This is a genomic window from Natronomonas sp., assembly GCF_046483325.1.
Lineage (GTDB): Archaea > Halobacteriota > Halobacteria > Halobacteriales > Haloarculaceae > Natronomonas.
Genome location: NZ_JAWODL010000011.1, coordinates 15,882 through 30,840 on the forward strand (window position 1 = coordinate 15,882; position 14,959 = coordinate 30,840).

The 14,959-nt window shown below is 58.0% G+C and carries 12 protein-coding genes; 7 read left to right on the plus strand and 5 right to left on the minus strand.

The annotated features are described in order from the left end of the window. Positions 1-49: 49 nt before the first annotated feature. Positions 50-1,219: a signal peptidase I gene (locus R6U53_RS02325; protein ID WP_410320762.1), complete on the plus strand. Its 1,170-nt coding sequence runs from the start codon at positions 50-52 to the stop codon at positions 1,217-1,219. A 14-nt stretch (positions 1,220-1,233) separates the two neighbouring features. On the opposite strand, the gene R6U53_RS02330 is transcribed toward R6U53_RS02325, so the two are convergent. Then, positions 1,234-2,136, minus strand: a complete 903-nt coding sequence (locus R6U53_RS02330) for a HalX domain-containing protein (RefSeq protein WP_410320763.1) — start codon at positions 2,134-2,136, stop codon at positions 1,234-1,236. Positions 2,137-2,468: 332 nt separating this feature from the next. Between R6U53_RS02330 and R6U53_RS02335 the strand changes: the two genes are divergently transcribed. After that, positions 2,469-4,499, plus strand: a complete 2,031-nt coding sequence (locus R6U53_RS02335; protein ID WP_410320764.1) for a primary-amine oxidase — start codon at positions 2,469-2,471, stop codon at positions 4,497-4,499. A gap of 161 nt (positions 4,500-4,660) precedes the next feature. Here R6U53_RS02335 and R6U53_RS02340 read toward each other — a convergent pair whose 3' ends face one another. Further along, positions 4,661-5,293, minus strand: a complete 633-nt coding sequence (locus R6U53_RS02340) for a hypothetical protein (RefSeq protein ID WP_410320765.1) — start codon at positions 5,291-5,293, stop codon at positions 4,661-4,663. Positions 5,294-5,508: 215 nt separating this feature from the next. Between R6U53_RS02340 and R6U53_RS02345 the strand changes: the two genes are divergently transcribed. Beyond that, a complete protein-coding gene (locus tag R6U53_RS02345) occupies positions 5,509-6,063 on the plus strand; it encodes a hypothetical protein (protein ID WP_410320766.1) in 555 nt (184 codons plus the stop codon). A 106-nt stretch (positions 6,064-6,169) separates the two neighbouring features. Continuing rightward, the gene (locus R6U53_RS02350; RefSeq protein ID WP_410320767.1) at positions 6,170-7,033 is read left to right on the plus strand and encodes a hypothetical protein; all 864 of its coding nucleotides are present in this window, start codon (positions 6,170-6,172) and stop codon (positions 7,031-7,033) included. Between the two features lie 285 nt (positions 7,034-7,318). Here the strand turns inward: R6U53_RS02350 and R6U53_RS02355 are convergent, their stop codons facing one another. Both R6U53_RS02355 and R6U53_RS02360 read right to left on the minus strand, forming a co-directional pair. Further along, on the minus strand, positions 7,319-7,855 hold the full coding sequence (locus R6U53_RS02355) for a hypothetical protein (protein ID WP_410320768.1): 537 nt from the start codon (positions 7,853-7,855) through the stop codon (positions 7,319-7,321). Between the two features lie 153 nt (positions 7,856-8,008). Next, positions 8,009-8,554 (minus strand): hypothetical protein, encoded by a 546-nt coding sequence (locus tag R6U53_RS02360; RefSeq protein ID WP_410320769.1) that lies wholly within the window; start codon positions 8,552-8,554, stop codon positions 8,009-8,011. A gap of 269 nt (positions 8,555-8,823) precedes the next feature. On the opposite strand from R6U53_RS02360, the gene R6U53_RS02365 reads away from it, so the two are divergent. Further along, the gene (locus R6U53_RS02365; RefSeq protein WP_410320770.1) at positions 8,824-9,651 is read left to right on the plus strand and encodes a hypothetical protein; all 828 of its coding nucleotides are present in this window, start codon (positions 8,824-8,826) and stop codon (positions 9,649-9,651) included. A 440-nt stretch (positions 9,652-10,091) separates the two neighbouring features. Here R6U53_RS02365 and R6U53_RS02370 read toward each other — a convergent pair whose 3' ends face one another. After that, positions 10,092-11,195: a DUF5305 family protein gene (locus tag R6U53_RS02370; protein WP_410320771.1), complete on the minus strand. Its 1,104-nt coding sequence runs from the start codon at positions 11,193-11,195 to the stop codon at positions 10,092-10,094. Positions 11,196-11,461: 266 nt separating this feature from the next. On the opposite strand from R6U53_RS02370, the gene R6U53_RS02375 reads away from it, so the two are divergent. Together R6U53_RS02375 and R6U53_RS02380 are read left to right on the plus strand one after the other, a co-directional pair. Further along, positions 11,462-12,838 (plus strand): response regulator, encoded by a 1,377-nt coding sequence (locus tag R6U53_RS02375; RefSeq protein WP_410320772.1) that lies wholly within the window; start codon positions 11,462-11,464, stop codon positions 12,836-12,838. Positions 12,839-13,470: 632 nt separating this feature from the next. Continuing rightward, a complete protein-coding gene (locus tag R6U53_RS02380) occupies positions 13,471-14,910 on the plus strand; it encodes a response regulator (protein ID WP_410320773.1) in 1,440 nt (479 codons plus the stop codon). Positions 14,911-14,959: the final 49 nt, after the last annotated feature.

Here is a 14,959-nt window from a genome sequence, read left to right on the forward strand (position 1 = left end):
GGCACTCGATATTTACGTACGCCTACCCTATACTCGGTAGTCCCAACGTATGAAGCTCCGTTCCTCGATCAGCGCGGCGATCACTCTGCTCTTTGTTGTCGCGGTGATCGCCATGCTCGTCGGCCAGCAGCTGGGCCAACCGATCCTGCTCGGCTTCGTGGTGACGGGGAGTATGTCCCCGACGTTGGAACCCGGAGATGGCTTCGTTGCGGTCCCGCCGGCGCTCGCAGGGGACATCGAGGAAGGTGACGTCGTCACGTTCGACGCACGCGAACTGGAGGGGGGCGGCCTCACGACCCACCGTGTCGTCGGGGAGACCGACGAGGGGTATACGACCCGTGGTGACGCCAATCCATTCACCGATCAGGACGGCCCTGAACCACCGGTACAGGAGTCACAGATCGTCGCCGTCGCCTGGCGGTTTGGCGGTGAGGTCGTCGTTATCCCGCATCTCGGAACGGTCGCGATGGCACTACAGGGGTTCGTTGCGGCACTCGTTGGACTGGTGGATGCAGTGCCTGGCGCAGAGGCACTCACCGATGGCGACGTCAGTTCGCTGATGATCGGCGGCGGCGTTCTGTTGTTGCTGTACAGTTTCCTCTCGGATCTGTTGGGGAAGAGTACACACCATAAAAAAGAACGGTCGCGCTCGCGGGGCGGAGCAGTGCGTGCATCGGTCCTCCTTGCAGTGATTTTGCTTTTGATACTCGCCCCCGCGACGGCGAGTATGGTTGTTCCCTCGGGGACGAACGACCTAACCATCGTGAGTTCTCAGTCGCCGAGTAGCAGTCCGACGGTGATCGAGCGGGGTGGCAATCAGACGCTCGAATACAACATCACCAACAACGGATTCATCCCGCTAGTTACCGTTATCGAACCGGCCAGCACGGGGGTGGAAGTCGAGGAAACGGTACACGTTGTTCGCCGGGGCGAAAGCGCCGGTACGACGGCGACGTTGTATGCCCCCGAGGAGACGGGCGTCTACTACCGGGCGGTTTCCGAACGCCAGTATATCGGTGTGCTCCCCGTCTCATTGATCGTCACACTCCACAACGTCCATCCGTGGGTAGCCATCCTGGCTATCAACGGCGTTATCGCGGCGGTCGTCACGGTGATGTTCGCCTTTGCGATCGGGTTCCAACCGATTCGGTTCAGAGATTCGAGCCGCGATACGCCGCTCGCTGAGACGGTTCGGCGAAAGGTTCGAAAGTGGCTCTGAAACGTCTTCGAGGATCAGACGATCAACCAGAGATTCCAGACGGTGAGTCCGGTTCCGAGAACGGTCGCCAGAAGTGGTGGCCAATAATACGAGAACCGATCAACGGTGCGTCCCCCCCGAACGCTGATCGAGATCAACACCAGAAAGACGAGGAGCTTGAAAAGCAAAAAGCCGCCGATGCCGAAGTTCGCCAACAGCGTCTCGATGACCGGATTCGCCTCTTCGATACCCGGTACGACAAACACGGGATGTACAGTCGAGAGAAGGTCGCCGACGCCGTAGGTCAACGCGGCGAATAACCACAGTCCGTAGAATTCGTACGGATTGGCTGTATAGAGGGGTGTTAATTCTGTACTGATGGGGTCCTCGACGATGGGGGACTCGTGCTCAATTTTTTCGACCTGCGTCAACAGGGACTCGATCTGTCGTCGTCGCCCCAAGAGTTCGCCCGACAGCGCTCGGTATCGGGGGTCGGTTTCGGGATCATCGGAGACGATCTCCGCTTCGAGTGCCCGCCGTTTCGAAAGGACCGAAAAATACGAATCGACCGCCTCCTGGACGTCCTTGCGCTCCTCGAGATGAATGACGAGAGAGCGGAGTTTTTCGCGATCGAGTGGCTTCCGAACGCGTTCGTCGACGCCGAGTCTCATCCCTTCGAGCCCGGGAGCATCGGTAACGAGGTGAACGTACTGACATCCGACACGCAGGGCCTTTAGCTGGCCGAACAGTTCCTCGAGTGGCACGTCCGACAGTTCTTGATCGACAAGAACGACGTCCACAGCGGTATCAAACTGCCGCAGGGCCGCATCCCGATCAGCCGCCGTCCGAACGGTGTGGGTGTCGCCGAGCCACCTGGCGACCCGTTCGGAGCGGATCGGGTCCGGGGTGATTACCAAGATGACGGGCGGATCGGGCATTCGTATGCCGTACACACGCATTTATCGGTTAAAGAGGGTTGTACGATTAGCCCTCCTGTATCGAACGTTGAATCCGCCCAAAATCCACCACCCGCATGACCAGCCGTACGACCGTCTCAAAACAGGATGTGACACATAATGCCAGGAGCGATGATCTCTCTCCGTTTACTATGAACGCACTGATCAAAGACCCGCCAACTTCGCGCGCCTCCGTCGTTTTTTAAATACAATAAAAATGCCGATAAAGCCGGACGTTCAACTATTTGAAGTTTGAATAATTGCCAACTTGGGGAAAACTACTTGTAACTGGTGCCGTATCGTTTTATTTACAAATGCCTACCGAGTCGGAGACGGTACATCATCCAGTCGATCCGCTTACTCCCGAGGAAATATCAGGTGCAAAACGAATTCTCGAATCGGAGCGGAGCATCCGTGAGGCGTTCCGGTATATCAAAATTGTGTTAAAAGAGCCTTTAAAGGACGAAATGGAGCGGTATCATGCGGCCGATGTGGCTCCCGACCGCCGGTCGTATATAATCGTCCGCGACACTGATAAGAAGACGACGTACGAGGCAGTTGTTTCGTTAGATTCAGAGACTGTCGTGAGTTGGGAGGAAAAAGAGGGCATACAGCCGTCGATCACCATTGGTGAGTTTGACGAGTTTGAACGGACGGTTAAATCAAATAGCGAATGGCGGGACGCCGTTGCCAAACGGGGCGTGGAAGACTTCGATCTGGTAACGGTTGATGCTTGGTCGGCCGGCTATCACCTCGTTCCCGATGATATCGACCCGACACGACGGCTGGCCCACGGAATGACGTTCGTTAAGACTGCTGAAGATGCTAACCCGTATGCGCGACCACTCGATGGGATCCATGTGTGGGGTGATCTAGACGATCGAGAGGTCCTGAAAGTCGTTGATCGCGGTGTGAAAGAGGCTAACGTTATAGACAATCTAGAGGATGCCCCATACAGAGAAGCGCATCGAGACCTCCGAGAGGATCTGAAACCGTACAACGTCGATCAGCCAGAGGGACCAAGTTGGGACGTTGACGGACGGAACGTTGAGTGGCAAAATTGGCATGTCCGGATCGGGTGGACACAGCAAGAAGGGCTGGTTCTTCACGAAATCGGATATGAAGACGATGGGACAGCCCGACCAGTCATTAACCGTGCATCATGTGTGGAGATGGCGGTCCCATACGGCTCACGAGGCCCGGATCACAATTGGAAGAATGCGTTCGATCTCGGTGAATATAACATCGGACGTCTAGCGAACCCGCTGAAAGAGGGTTGTGACTGCCTCGGGTATATGCGGTATTTTGATGCCGTGATGAACGATGATGATGGCGAGGTCAAAATCATTCCAAACGCCGTATGTCTCCACGAGGAAGACTACGGAACCCTGTGGAAACACACCGACTGGAGAACCGAAAACACCGAGGTGAGACGAAATCGGCGTTTGGTTATTTCGTTTGTCGCAACGGTCGGCAATTACGACTACGAGTTTAACTGGTATCTCTATCAGGATGGCTCTCTTGAAGGACAGGTGCGACTGACGGGGGTTGATAGTGCTGGTCTCATCGGTCCGAATGAATCTGTCTCTGGATTTAGCGAGGAAATCGCCCCCCGAATAAAGGGGATGGTCCATCAACATTTCTTCAATTTCCGCCTCGATATGGATGTCGATGGGGGCGAGAACAATCTGTACCGCGTCGAGAATACCGCGCTGTCAGCGGGGCCTGATGGGGTTAAAAATGAGTGGCCGGGGGATCCCTCGGAGATCAACCCAGCCGGTCAGGCATTTTACGCGGAGAAAACCCAGCTCACGACGGAAAAAGAGGCTAAAGAGCGAACCAATCCCCACGATGGACGCTATTGGCAGGTTGAAAATCCCAACAAAACGAATAAACTCGATCAGCCTACCGGTTACCGGCTTTTACCAGGCGAAAGTGTGACAACAGCCGCTCACCCAGGGTCCAACGTCTACGACCGATCGACGTTCATCGATTACCACCTGTGGGCAACGCCTTACGCAGAAGATGAGCGGTTCCCCGCCGGAGAGTATCCAAATCAGAACCCCGGAGGCGATGGTCTCCCCGCGTGGACCGAAGAGAACCGGGGACTTGACGAAGAGGACCTCGTTCTGTGGTACACACTCGGGGTTAATCACATCACCCGGCCCGAAGATTGGCCAATCCTCCCGGTCCACATTTCGAGTTTCAAGCTCGAACCGGTGAACTTTTTCGATGAGAACCCGAGCATGGACGTTCCGCCCGAGCACGTGATCAAAAATATTGCGGAGCGTAGAGCGGAAAAATACGAAGATCCAGACTCAGTGGCACGAAGCGACGACGACTGATCGCCCGTGGAAGAGCCGGCAACCACTGCCCTTCGGTAAACTCCGCATTCGTCCATAGCTACGACGTCGAACGATACGAACGGTCATCGCGGGGCGACGTCCGGATACCGATGTCGACCCGCGGCTCGAAAGCGCAGTTCAGAAGGCTCTGATATGAGGGATTACGTTGTACTAGTACTCGTTGCCGTGATCGTGGCTTCCGACTCGAAGAGCGGATTACTCGTGTCGACATCGTTCGTATCGAGCCCGGTCGTGTCGATCTGGAGTGCGATCTCGACAGACTGCCCGGCTTCTAGACCTTCGAGATCATTTTCGACGAGGTTTCCGAAATTATTACTGTTGATCGTCTCAGAACCGCTTGCATCTGTCCAAAGTTTCAGCACGTCGTGTACGTCGTTGCCAGATAAAGCTTGCTCAGAATTGAATCCGATATCGAAGTTGATATCGACAGTCTGGGCCCCGTTGTTTGTGATGGTCAATGCTGCGGTGTCCAGCGAATCTATCGGATCTCCACTCACTTCACCAACAGTCGTCAACGCGTCGAGGTTAACGCCCTCTCCGTCGTTCGCGGCGGCGTCGAAGTCGATGACCAGTAGATCATTGTCAGTTGTTACCACATCGGAGTCAACCCCGTCCCCACTGGCTTCAAACGCGAGGAGCGCACCAGCGTCTCCGGCAGTGTTCACCGTCACCGTTCGCTCTGCCTCCACGGTCGTAAACGCGCCCGTACCGAGGAGTGCGCCACCACCTGCAACCAATCCACCGAGGCCGATCAGTACGTTACGTCGGTTCATACCTGTCTAGTGGATCCCTACCTCCTTTGTATTGCGTTGCTTGAACCGAGAATGAAGACGGTATCGTACCGCTTGAAACACGGGCATTCATGCGAAAGAGCCGGATCCGAGTGTTCAAGCTCCCCTTTCTGGATGCCAAGCTACACAATACAAAACATTCTGGGCACATACTAGACGGAAGATCGGTCACCAGCGTGACTGAACCGGAAACGACAATGCTTACTCGACGACACGCCCTGGTCGGACTCCTCGGAGCCACGTTCGGTGGTGGAGCGCTCACTGCGGGTGCTTTCTCTCCGAGTCTCACGACTGGCGCTGATCTCCGTGTGTTCGTCGTCTCCGAGCTGACTCTGACCCCGGAACGGGAAACCGATACCTACCTCGAGGTGGATCGAGCGGGTGAGGTAACCGAAATCGTTCTCGAGAAGCTCAATCGAAGGGCGATTTCACGCTTCGATGAACTCGTTCGGATCACGAACAACGGCGACGTTACCTTCGATGAGCTTGCGTTCGAGTTCGAGGTGACCGATCCGGATACCGGTGATCGGGCCGACGCCGTCGAAGAGGCGCTGGGAATTACTCATAACGGCACGATTATCCACGACGGTAGCGATGGTGCCACGATTCTGGATGGGGAGAGCGATGAGCTCGCTCCCGGTGATCACGAGATATTCGGTGTGGCGGTCGATCTCACAACCCTGGGCGATCTGCCGGATACGAACCTCGATGTCCAGCTACTACTCACCGCAAAACGCGGGGACGATACGTGAAATCGACAGCCATCGGCGGAGAGTGGATCGGGGCCACAAAGCGCGAGAGAAGCTTAATGTGCCGTCAGAACGAAATTACGCGTGACAGGAGCGCGACGAACACCGTATGACCCGAGAGCGAACGCGAGCGCGGACTGCCGGCGGCTCGATCAGCCGTCGGGCCGCGTTGGGGCTGGTCTTGGGCGGTGTCGGGGCACTCGGATTCCAACAAACCGGGGCCTACAGCTCCACAATAGGAGAGCGTGGATTCGAAGCCACCACTGCCGACGATCCGAACGGGCTTGTCGGGATGGTTGGCAACGAGGACCCGGCGGTCACGCCCACGGTTACCAACAACAGTAGTTACACGATGGATGTGACACTCCAGAGCGCAAACGTCGTGTTCGACGTCAACGGAAACGACACGTTCGACGAGCCAGTGTCGTTCACGCTGCCCCCAGGCGAACCCCGGGCGTTCAACGTCGCTGGCGACGACGGTAATGTCACGATAACCGCCCAGCTCAGTGAGAACGACAACTCTGCCGGAAGCGTCGAGCTAGTGCGCTCTTTCGTCACCCCGGCAGTCGCGGCGATCGAAAAGGTCGAGGCAAGTGTCAGAGATGCTTTCGGGAACGGACGATACCAGTTTGCGCTGACGAACACGAGTGACGAACCGATAACGCTGAACGGATTTGGCGTCGAATGGACGGATCCCGACTCGGATCGGATCTCGGTACAGGGGAACCAGCCGACACTCGCAAACGACGCCGACAACACGGATCTGATAACCGAGACGATATCTGTCGGGGGCGGTGTGGTCGACGTGGTCTCCGGCAATGAAATACAGCTGGACCCCTCTATGGAAGTCGACTTCGAGTTTCGACGGTTCAGAGACGTCAACGGAGACGGCGTCTTCGTCAAAGACGTCGATCTCGCCGTGCGCGCGGACGATGGTTCAAGCGCCGTAATCGAACTCCGATCGGAGGATTGAGATCTCCCCACGGCTGGAGCCGCGGACTTTCACCTCGACACTGCTGGTGAACTGCCGCACCCTACTCGCTCACCGTAGCGCGGTTCGCTCCTTGAGGGGGGGTCGTCGGAGAGACCTCCGGCCTCTCGTGATCACGAACGGCGCCACGCGCCGTTCGAACGACGTCCCGTTTCGAGTAGAGACGCGTTCGGTAACCGTTCATCCCTGCGGTCGGCTTCAACCAGGAGAAAGCCCCCGGGCATTCTCCTCGACCGCTTGTACCCCCGCAGCCCCGTCATCCGGGGCTCACGACTGTGCTTCGAGGACTTCGAGGAGGTGGTCCGGGTCGGCGACCGTCGAGCCGCTGGCCTCATCTTCGAGTTCCTGTGACGCCTCGATGCGACCGTTTATAACGTTCGCCGACTCGCCTGCGATCGCCGCTGTCACCGCGTTGTGGGCCTCCTCGGTCGATCGATTCATCAACATCGCATGTTCCGCGGCCTCGTCACAGATCTCCGTTCCCGGCGGGAAGCCAGCCTCCTCGGCCATATCGCCGGCGGAGCGAAACGCCTCTTCGGCCCCCTCGTAGTGTTCGATCGCCTCTTCGAGCGCCCCGATCGAGTCCCCGTAGCGCTCGTCGTTGAACGCGACGATCCCCTCGTCTCGGGTCTCGTTTCCGTCGTTGAGTTCGCCGATACCGCGGTCGTAGGTTCCGACGATATCGCCGCGTTTGTCTGCGCCACGCACCGATTCTTCGACGTCCTCGAGGCCGCTCTCTGTACAGCCCGCAGTTCCGACCGCAACTGCTCCGGCCACGCCGAGAATTACTCTACGCGTGAACACAGCTCAACCCGCACCCCCCGACTGCTTCATCGTTGCGTTCACGCGTTTGGCGATCCCCCCGGAGTAACCCGCGAGGACTCACGAGCGTTGGGTAGTGACGTACTCCCACGGATACCATCGTAGGGTCGCGCCTGCTGTTGTATAATGTCATGCCTACGGCGGCTTCTCGAGCCGATCAAGCCGGTAGCGGCGATTCTGTAGCACCTGTGCGATCGAGGAAGCGAAAAACACCGCCAGAACGATCGCACCCCACCCGAGCGTCGGGACGGTCTCGGTCGGCACGAAGTCCACCCAGACGCCGAAGAGGACGATCGCAGCCAGCACGGACAGTCCGACGTAGTAGATCCCCCACGAGATCGAACCGGCGGGGACGATGTCGAGATAGACGTCGAGCTCTCTGGACTTATCGGTCAACTCGACCTCGTTGCTATCGTACTCGATGATCTCGGCCTCGGCCATCCGATCGAGGTGCGTCTGTTGTAAGGAGGTGTACACCCGCTTTCGCTCGGCGGAGGTAACCTCCTCGATGGGTTTTTCGTGTTCCCAGGCGGCGACCTGTTCTGCGAGTTCCGAAAGCGTTGCTGACCCGTTCGCGCGCTTGCAGTAGTGGAGAACGTAGCGCCGCCGGTGGTTACTTAACAGGTGATAGATCTGGTCCTTTTCAGGTGCATCGTATTTTCGTTGCCTGGAGAGCGACATGTGATATAAGATCCTTGTGGCCGTCGTGTAGCGCAGTAGAAGCATCATAAATATATAAATCCGGGGGAGTTATCTCCGAACGGATCCCAATCCGTGGTAGGTCAGTAAGCCAGCCAACGCGGAACCGTTAATAGGTTATTAACGTAGACCGACGTGCAGTTCAGGTGTTTCAAGCCGATCGATACCGTTTCGAGCTGGTCTTTCGGGTAGTTCAAGCTGCTCGGTATTATCACCTTACCACTCGTAGGATGAGCTAGGAGACACAGACGATGGTAGACCTATCACGGCGAAAAACGATACTCGGCATGGGACTGTTGGCGGCTGGTAGCGGTGCGACGTTCACGAGCGCAACGTTCCAAAATAGCGTGAACCCGGGAGCCGACTTCCGGATCGTCGCGGCTGCACAGACGATCGTTCGGCGCGGCCCCGCGTTCGAAGACGGCGAGGATAGCGAGCTCGACGACTGGGCACAACAGGAGTTCCTGAACTTCGATGAACTGAATCCGGGAGATCTACCGGCGGCAGGTGCCAACGAAAACCAGAATGATGGACTCGACGTTTCGCTGGCCCGGCAGAATTCCGCAAGCGAAATCCGCTTTTCGAATTTCCTCGAGATCGATAACACCGGCACGACCGAAGTCAACATCGGGATGACGTACGCGATAGATGACGACGGCGAGGTGAGCGGATACGCTCAAGACGACGCCCCCGATTGGTTCAACGACGACTATGAAGACGATCTCGGTAATGACACTCTCTCGCGACTAGACGTCCTTAAGATGTTCAAATTCGAGATCCCGGGTGATCGACTGGGTGATCTGGCCAACGAAAGCGGTGGCAGTAACCTCCTTCTCTCTCCATCTCCGGACGATGCCGAGACGAACGGGTGGACTGATGGGACGGCCGAAGAACCGAGCGACTTTGTTACACTCGGACCGGGTGAAAGCATCACTGTCGACCTCGTAACCGAGCTCACCGGTGACCAAGTGAGCATTCTCGCCGACGAGGCGGCGGGCGCAACTGGCAATCCGTTCGATGGGAATGAAACGGACGACTTCCAACTGCTCGACAGCGCCTTCGTCGGTACCGAACAATAGCGGAGTCGATCCCCTCGGACGGCGTTTTTGTATTTTGCACCGTTCTAGTAGAGCCCACGAGCGCGTACGCTCGTGCGGTATCCCGGACTGACGGACGCAGTGAACGCGGTCCGTGGATGGAGCGGCCGAGAGTTCTCAGCACCACCAGGGTCACGTGTTCCGGTGAGAAACGGTCATCAAAGGCGGCCTGACGTGTTTTCGAACGACCTCACCGCCCGAGAATAGCCCTATACAGGCAAAAAGCAGGCGTTTCACTGGAGGGTTCGTGGACCCGCTTGAGCGTCGGTGGAATCCGGAACGCCGCGCCCGGGGGAAATCCAGCGGGGGATTTCACGCCGTTTGGACTCCGGAGAAGGTCGCTTCCGTGCGCGGAAGGCGAGTACCAATCGATCGGCCCACCCAACACCTACATATGTCGGGTCGGCCGTTCAGAACTGGAGCTAGTCCAGCTCCTCCATCGTCGTATCGGCCTGGTTGAACAGCCATTCGCTGGCCGGCGAGTCGGGGCGAATGTACAGATAGGCATAATCGTCGTCTAACACCGTGCTCACGCCGAGTTGTTCGTCTTTTATAACGCGTTTGTTGGTGTCGATCGCGACGTCGACCAGCCCCTCGAGATCGTCGACGACGATCGTCGCCTCGTAATCGCGTTCGGAGGGGAACGTTCCGGTGGTGATCCACTCCGAGAACTCCTGTTCTTGTTGGTAGACCTCGAGGAGTTCGGCTTCCTCCTCGGAGAGTTCGACGTACCCGCGGAGGCGAAGGAACACGAGTGTGCCGATGACCGTCAGCGATCCCGAGAAAGCCAGTAGGGAGGCAAGCATTTCCAGCAGCGATGCGTCTTGAGTGGTCTCGACGGTATCGGTCGACGTATACTCTTCGTCGATCGTTTCGGCATCGACCACACGGAAGGACGTCTGCGAGACGTCGAGCCTCAGCAGGCTTTCGTGAGTCCGATTCACTGCCTGCCCGTCGACGGTACCGTCGACGGCCGTGGTGGCGACGACCGCGATTTCGATGGAGCCTTCCGTCCCGAGTTGCGATTCGATTTCGGCGATCGTCCTTCGGACCTCGGCGATGTTGACCGACGCCTCTGCAGTGTGGCTGTCAGCGGCCACGATGGATTCGGATTCGACGGATGCACGCGGTTCGGTCACCTCCCAGAAGATGTCATCGTCGCTAACCGATCGGACGCGCAGAAAGATATCCGTAGAGACGTCCAACTCCGTGTCGGCCGTGTGTTCGTATCGGTAGGAGATATCGAGGTCATCCGAGACGGTCGTGTAGTAGATTGGCCGGTTTTCCACACGTTGGCCCGCCTCGAACGGAACGGATTCGTTAACGATTAACGCACTGTGTTCCAGCTCCGTCGAGTCGGACCACTGGACTAGCGTCCGCTGCTCGGTCCGCACCTCATCGACGGCGTACACCTGGAACAACCAAAAGCCGAACACGAGAGCTAAGAGGATGGCAGCCCCGAGCAGGATGGGAAAGTACGCATCCAACAGCGCACGCACCCGTAGTCGCCTGCTGAGATCGGTCATTGGCCTTCCCGGACACGGCGGTCGGTCCGAACCCAGCCAGACCGCCGCGACGGGTCGGTTTGTATCGTCATCTTGGTGTACCCGTCCATAGTAGGACAACCGTAATGAGTTCGTTGCCGCCACTTGTCGTCCGCACGACCCACCGGAGAACGGTGATTCTGTCGAGTCCGTCGATATATGACGATCAGACCCCGAAGAGGCCGTCGGACCGGTACGACACATGTCGGTAACAGAGGTATGTATCTGCGTCGTGTATCGTGAGGTAGATGACGGGTCAAACTCGCGTCCTCTACGTGGACGACGATGCCAACTCCCTCGAGGTGAGAGCCATGATGTTGGAGGAGTTCGGGGTCGATGTCATCACCGAAACGAGTGTCGAGGACGCGAGACGGCGGCTCGAAAACGACGACATCGACTGTGTGTTAAGCGACCTCGATATGCCGGATGAGGACGGGTTCGACTTGCTCGAACACGTTCAAGCCACACATCCGGAGCTTCCGTTTATTTTGTTTACGAGCTACGAATCCGAAGACGTGATCGAGCGGGCACTCAATCTGGGAGCGGCAGATTACTTCCCGAAGTCGCTGACGAACATCTCGTATCGGCTGCTCGCGTACCGGATCAAACGGGCGATCCAACTCGTCGAAGCCGAACAAGCAATCGCCGCCAGCGCGAACGCGCAAGTCGACGAGAACGGGGGGGATGTCACTCTTACACGGACGGAAACCGATTCGGTGAACGCGGAGTCACGGGGAGACCTCGAAACCTCGAAACGAGGGACGGCTGCGGTGACGGAGACGGGAGCTACGAAGCCAGCATCCTCGACGGCAGTCGGGGACGGCAGAACGAAACCGGGCCAAGATACTGCTGACGAAGCCGAAGAACGCACCGAACCGGCGTCGGACGATGGCAACCGGGTGATAACGGGCAAAGTGAGAGATGCGCTCCGATGGCTCGACCGGCACACCCCAAAGACGGAGCCGGAAGACCCAACCAGTACATCGGAGCCGAGAACCGACGAACCGCGTGTCAGCGAACCCAAATCGGAACGGCCGATCCGCGAGCACGATCGCGTGCTTCCGGACAGCCTCGAACTCGAACCCGGTGACGGAATACTGCTCGAGTGCGGCTCACACGACGACCGAAAGGGCCACGCATGTATCGATCTGCTGGAACTCGACAACGTCGAGGAGCGAAACGTGCTGTTGATCCGATACCGACGGATACGCCCAGAACGGCTCCGCCGCATCGCCGAGGACGCCGAGAACGTCCATCTGATCAGCATCGGCTATCGACAATCGATCCCGGACGGCATCGACGAGCACGTAGAGACGACCCAAATCAGTAACCCGAGCGAGCTAACACGGTTAGGGATCGTGATGACACGCGTGATCGGAGAGTGGGATACGGACACACTCGACACAGTTGTCTGTGTCGACTCACTCGAGATCCTGATCGGCTATACGGACGAACGCAGCGTCTTTCGGTTTCTGCATGTCCTGCTGTCGAAGCTACGATCCACGAACGCGATTTCACACTTTCACATCGAACCGTCGCTCGACGGCTCGCACAATGCAGAAACGTTCAAGCCGCTGTTCGATTGGGTCGTAACCATTGACCACGACGGGGTTCACGTCGAGTGATCTGTGAGGCACTCGCCGAGTCACGGCAGTCGGTGATCATCGCCCCGATTTCGGGTTCGAGTGTCGGCGATATGCGTGCGTCGAATGTTTACCGAACTACCGTACCCGACTCGCTCGCCGCTAACTGGATTTTGGTCTTGTTTCTGTGCAGGCTTTTACCCTATTCGCGCTCTCTATGTAGCGCACTCTCTGAGAACCGTCGCTGATTGAGGGTTTCAACAAGGCCGGAGGGGGTACCAGAACGGCGAAGTACACCACGACCCCGGAAGCGCTTATCGCACCCCCGGTGTCGCCTTCGATCTGGATGACCGTTACACGATCCGGGTCGAACCAATCCGAAAACGGTCGAGGACTCGACGGACACGTCTCGATCGCGGCGGCGGGTACCGGCAGATCGATCGACAACTGGTAGAGTCGTTCACGAAAGAAACAATTCTGTCAGGGGCCGACAACGCAACCCGAAGCGCGTGGCGTTCGTCCGCTCTGATACCGCGCGACTCCGGAGGCGAGTATTTAAATCCCGGAAAGCGGAATCACGTTCGGCAGCAGGCCATCACCATTTTTATGTCCGGTGACCATACCAACCATACGCGAATGTGGGGTTGGCACAAACAGCGTTGTGGGGGTACTGTATGAATGCGAGCGACGCGGCAATCAACATACTCATCGTCGACGACGAACCCGAGTTCGCCGACACCGTCGCCGCGATGCTCGAACGCGAAGACGACCGGTTCAACATTCGGAGGGTAACGAGCGTTGAGGATGGGTTAGAAATCATCGAAACGGAGCGAATAGACTGCGTCGTCTCCGACTACGGGATGCCCGAGGTCGACGGGCTGGAATTCCTGGAGGCGATTCAGGACCGATACGGTGAGGTTCCGTTCGTCCTCCTCACGGGCGAGGGCGACGAGGCGATCGCCAGCGAGGCCATCTCGAAAGGAGTGACGGACTACGTCCGAAAGCGGGGAGACACGGATCAATACTCGCTTCTCGCCACCAGGATTTCGGACGCCGTAGAGAAACGCCGCGCCCGCGTAGCCTTACGGCGGCGTAAGCAGGAACTCGAACACCTAAACGACCGGTTTCACTCGTTCGTTAGACACTCACCGGACGTCATCACGATTCTCGAAAACGACGGGACCGTCCGATACAACAGCCCGGCTATCGAATACGTCCTGGGTTACGAACAGGACGAACCCGTCGGGAACCGAGCGTTCGAATACATCCACCCGGACGATCGCGAGCGAATCAGATCGGAGTTCGAGCGTCTTACCGAGGCCGACGGCGAGACAAGAGAGAGCTTCGAGATGCGAGTTCGACAGGCCGACGGATCGTGGACGTGGGTCGAATCGATCGCCAGCAATCGGATCGGCGCGGGCAGTAACGGGTTCTTGATGAACAGCCGAGATATCTCCGATCGGAAGGCCCGCGAGCGAGAGCTCGAAGCGAAGACCGAGCGACTCGAGGAGTTCGCGAGCATCGTCAGCCACGATCTTCAGACGCCGATCACGGTCGCCGATGCCCGCCTCGAGATGGCGATGGAGGATTGCGAGAGCGAACACCTCCCGCCGATCGGTACCGCCTTAGAGCGGATGGAGGGCATCATCGACGCGACGCTGACGCTCGCCCGCGAGGGACGCGTCGTCGACGAAACGGAACCGGTCGAACTGGCCGCCGCCGCGGAACAGTGGTGGGGGACGATAGAAAGCGACGATGCAACACTCAGCCTCGAGACGGACGAACTCACCGTGGCGGCTGATCGAGAGCGCCTGCGGCGAGTCATGGAGAACCTCTTTTCGAACGCGGTCGACCACGGTGGGTCGGATGTCGAGGTCACGATCGGGAGATTAGCCGACGACGACGGGTTCTACGTCGCCGACGACGGACCAGGGGTCGCCGAAGACCTACACGAGGACATTTTCGAGCCGGGGCACTCGATGTCGCCCGACGGGACCGGGTTCGGGCTGGCGATCGTCGAAGAGATCGTCGACGCCCACGGCTGGGAAATCGAGGTGACCGAGAGCGAGGCGGGTGGGGCGCGTTTTGAGATAACCGGTGTCGAGTTCGTATGAGAGACACAACATCTCGTGAGTAACAAAACGGGCGAAAGTTGAAGTACGC

What these genes read in the sequence shown, in the direction of transcription:
- R6U53_RS02370 (WP_410320771.1), bottom strand. Translation starts at nt 11,195, where the DNA reads ATGACCGATCTCAGCAGGCGACTACGGGTGCGTGCGCTGTTGGATGCG.
- R6U53_RS02330 (WP_410320763.1), bottom strand. Translation starts at nt 2,136, where the DNA reads ATGCCCGATCCGCCCGTCATCTTGGTAATCACCCCGGACCCGATCCGC.
- R6U53_RS02325 (WP_410320762.1), top strand. Translation starts at nt 50, where the DNA reads ATGAAGCTCCGTTCCTCGATCAGCGCGGCGATCACTCTGCTCTTTGTT.
- R6U53_RS02345 (WP_410320766.1), top strand. Translation starts at nt 5,509, where the DNA reads ATGCTTACTCGACGACACGCCCTGGTCGGACTCCTCGGAGCCACGTTC.
- R6U53_RS02340 (WP_410320765.1), bottom strand. Translation starts at nt 5,293, where the DNA reads ATGAACCGACGTAACGTACTGATCGGCCTCGGTGGATTGGTTGCAGGT.
- R6U53_RS02360 (WP_410320769.1), bottom strand. Translation starts at nt 8,554, where the DNA reads ATGTCGCTCTCCAGGCAACGAAAATACGATGCACCTGAAAAGGACCAG.
- R6U53_RS02380 (WP_410320773.1), top strand. Translation starts at nt 13,471, where the DNA reads ATGAATGCGAGCGACGCGGCAATCAACATACTCATCGTCGACGACGAA.
- R6U53_RS02375 (WP_410320772.1), top strand. Translation starts at nt 11,462, where the DNA reads ATGACGGGTCAAACTCGCGTCCTCTACGTGGACGACGATGCCAACTCC.
- R6U53_RS02335 (WP_410320764.1), top strand. Translation starts at nt 2,469, where the DNA reads ATGCCTACCGAGTCGGAGACGGTACATCATCCAGTCGATCCGCTTACT.
- R6U53_RS02365 (WP_410320770.1), top strand. Translation starts at nt 8,824, where the DNA reads ATGGTAGACCTATCACGGCGAAAAACGATACTCGGCATGGGACTGTTG.
- R6U53_RS02350 (WP_410320767.1), top strand. Translation starts at nt 6,170, where the DNA reads ATGACCCGAGAGCGAACGCGAGCGCGGACTGCCGGCGGCTCGATCAGC.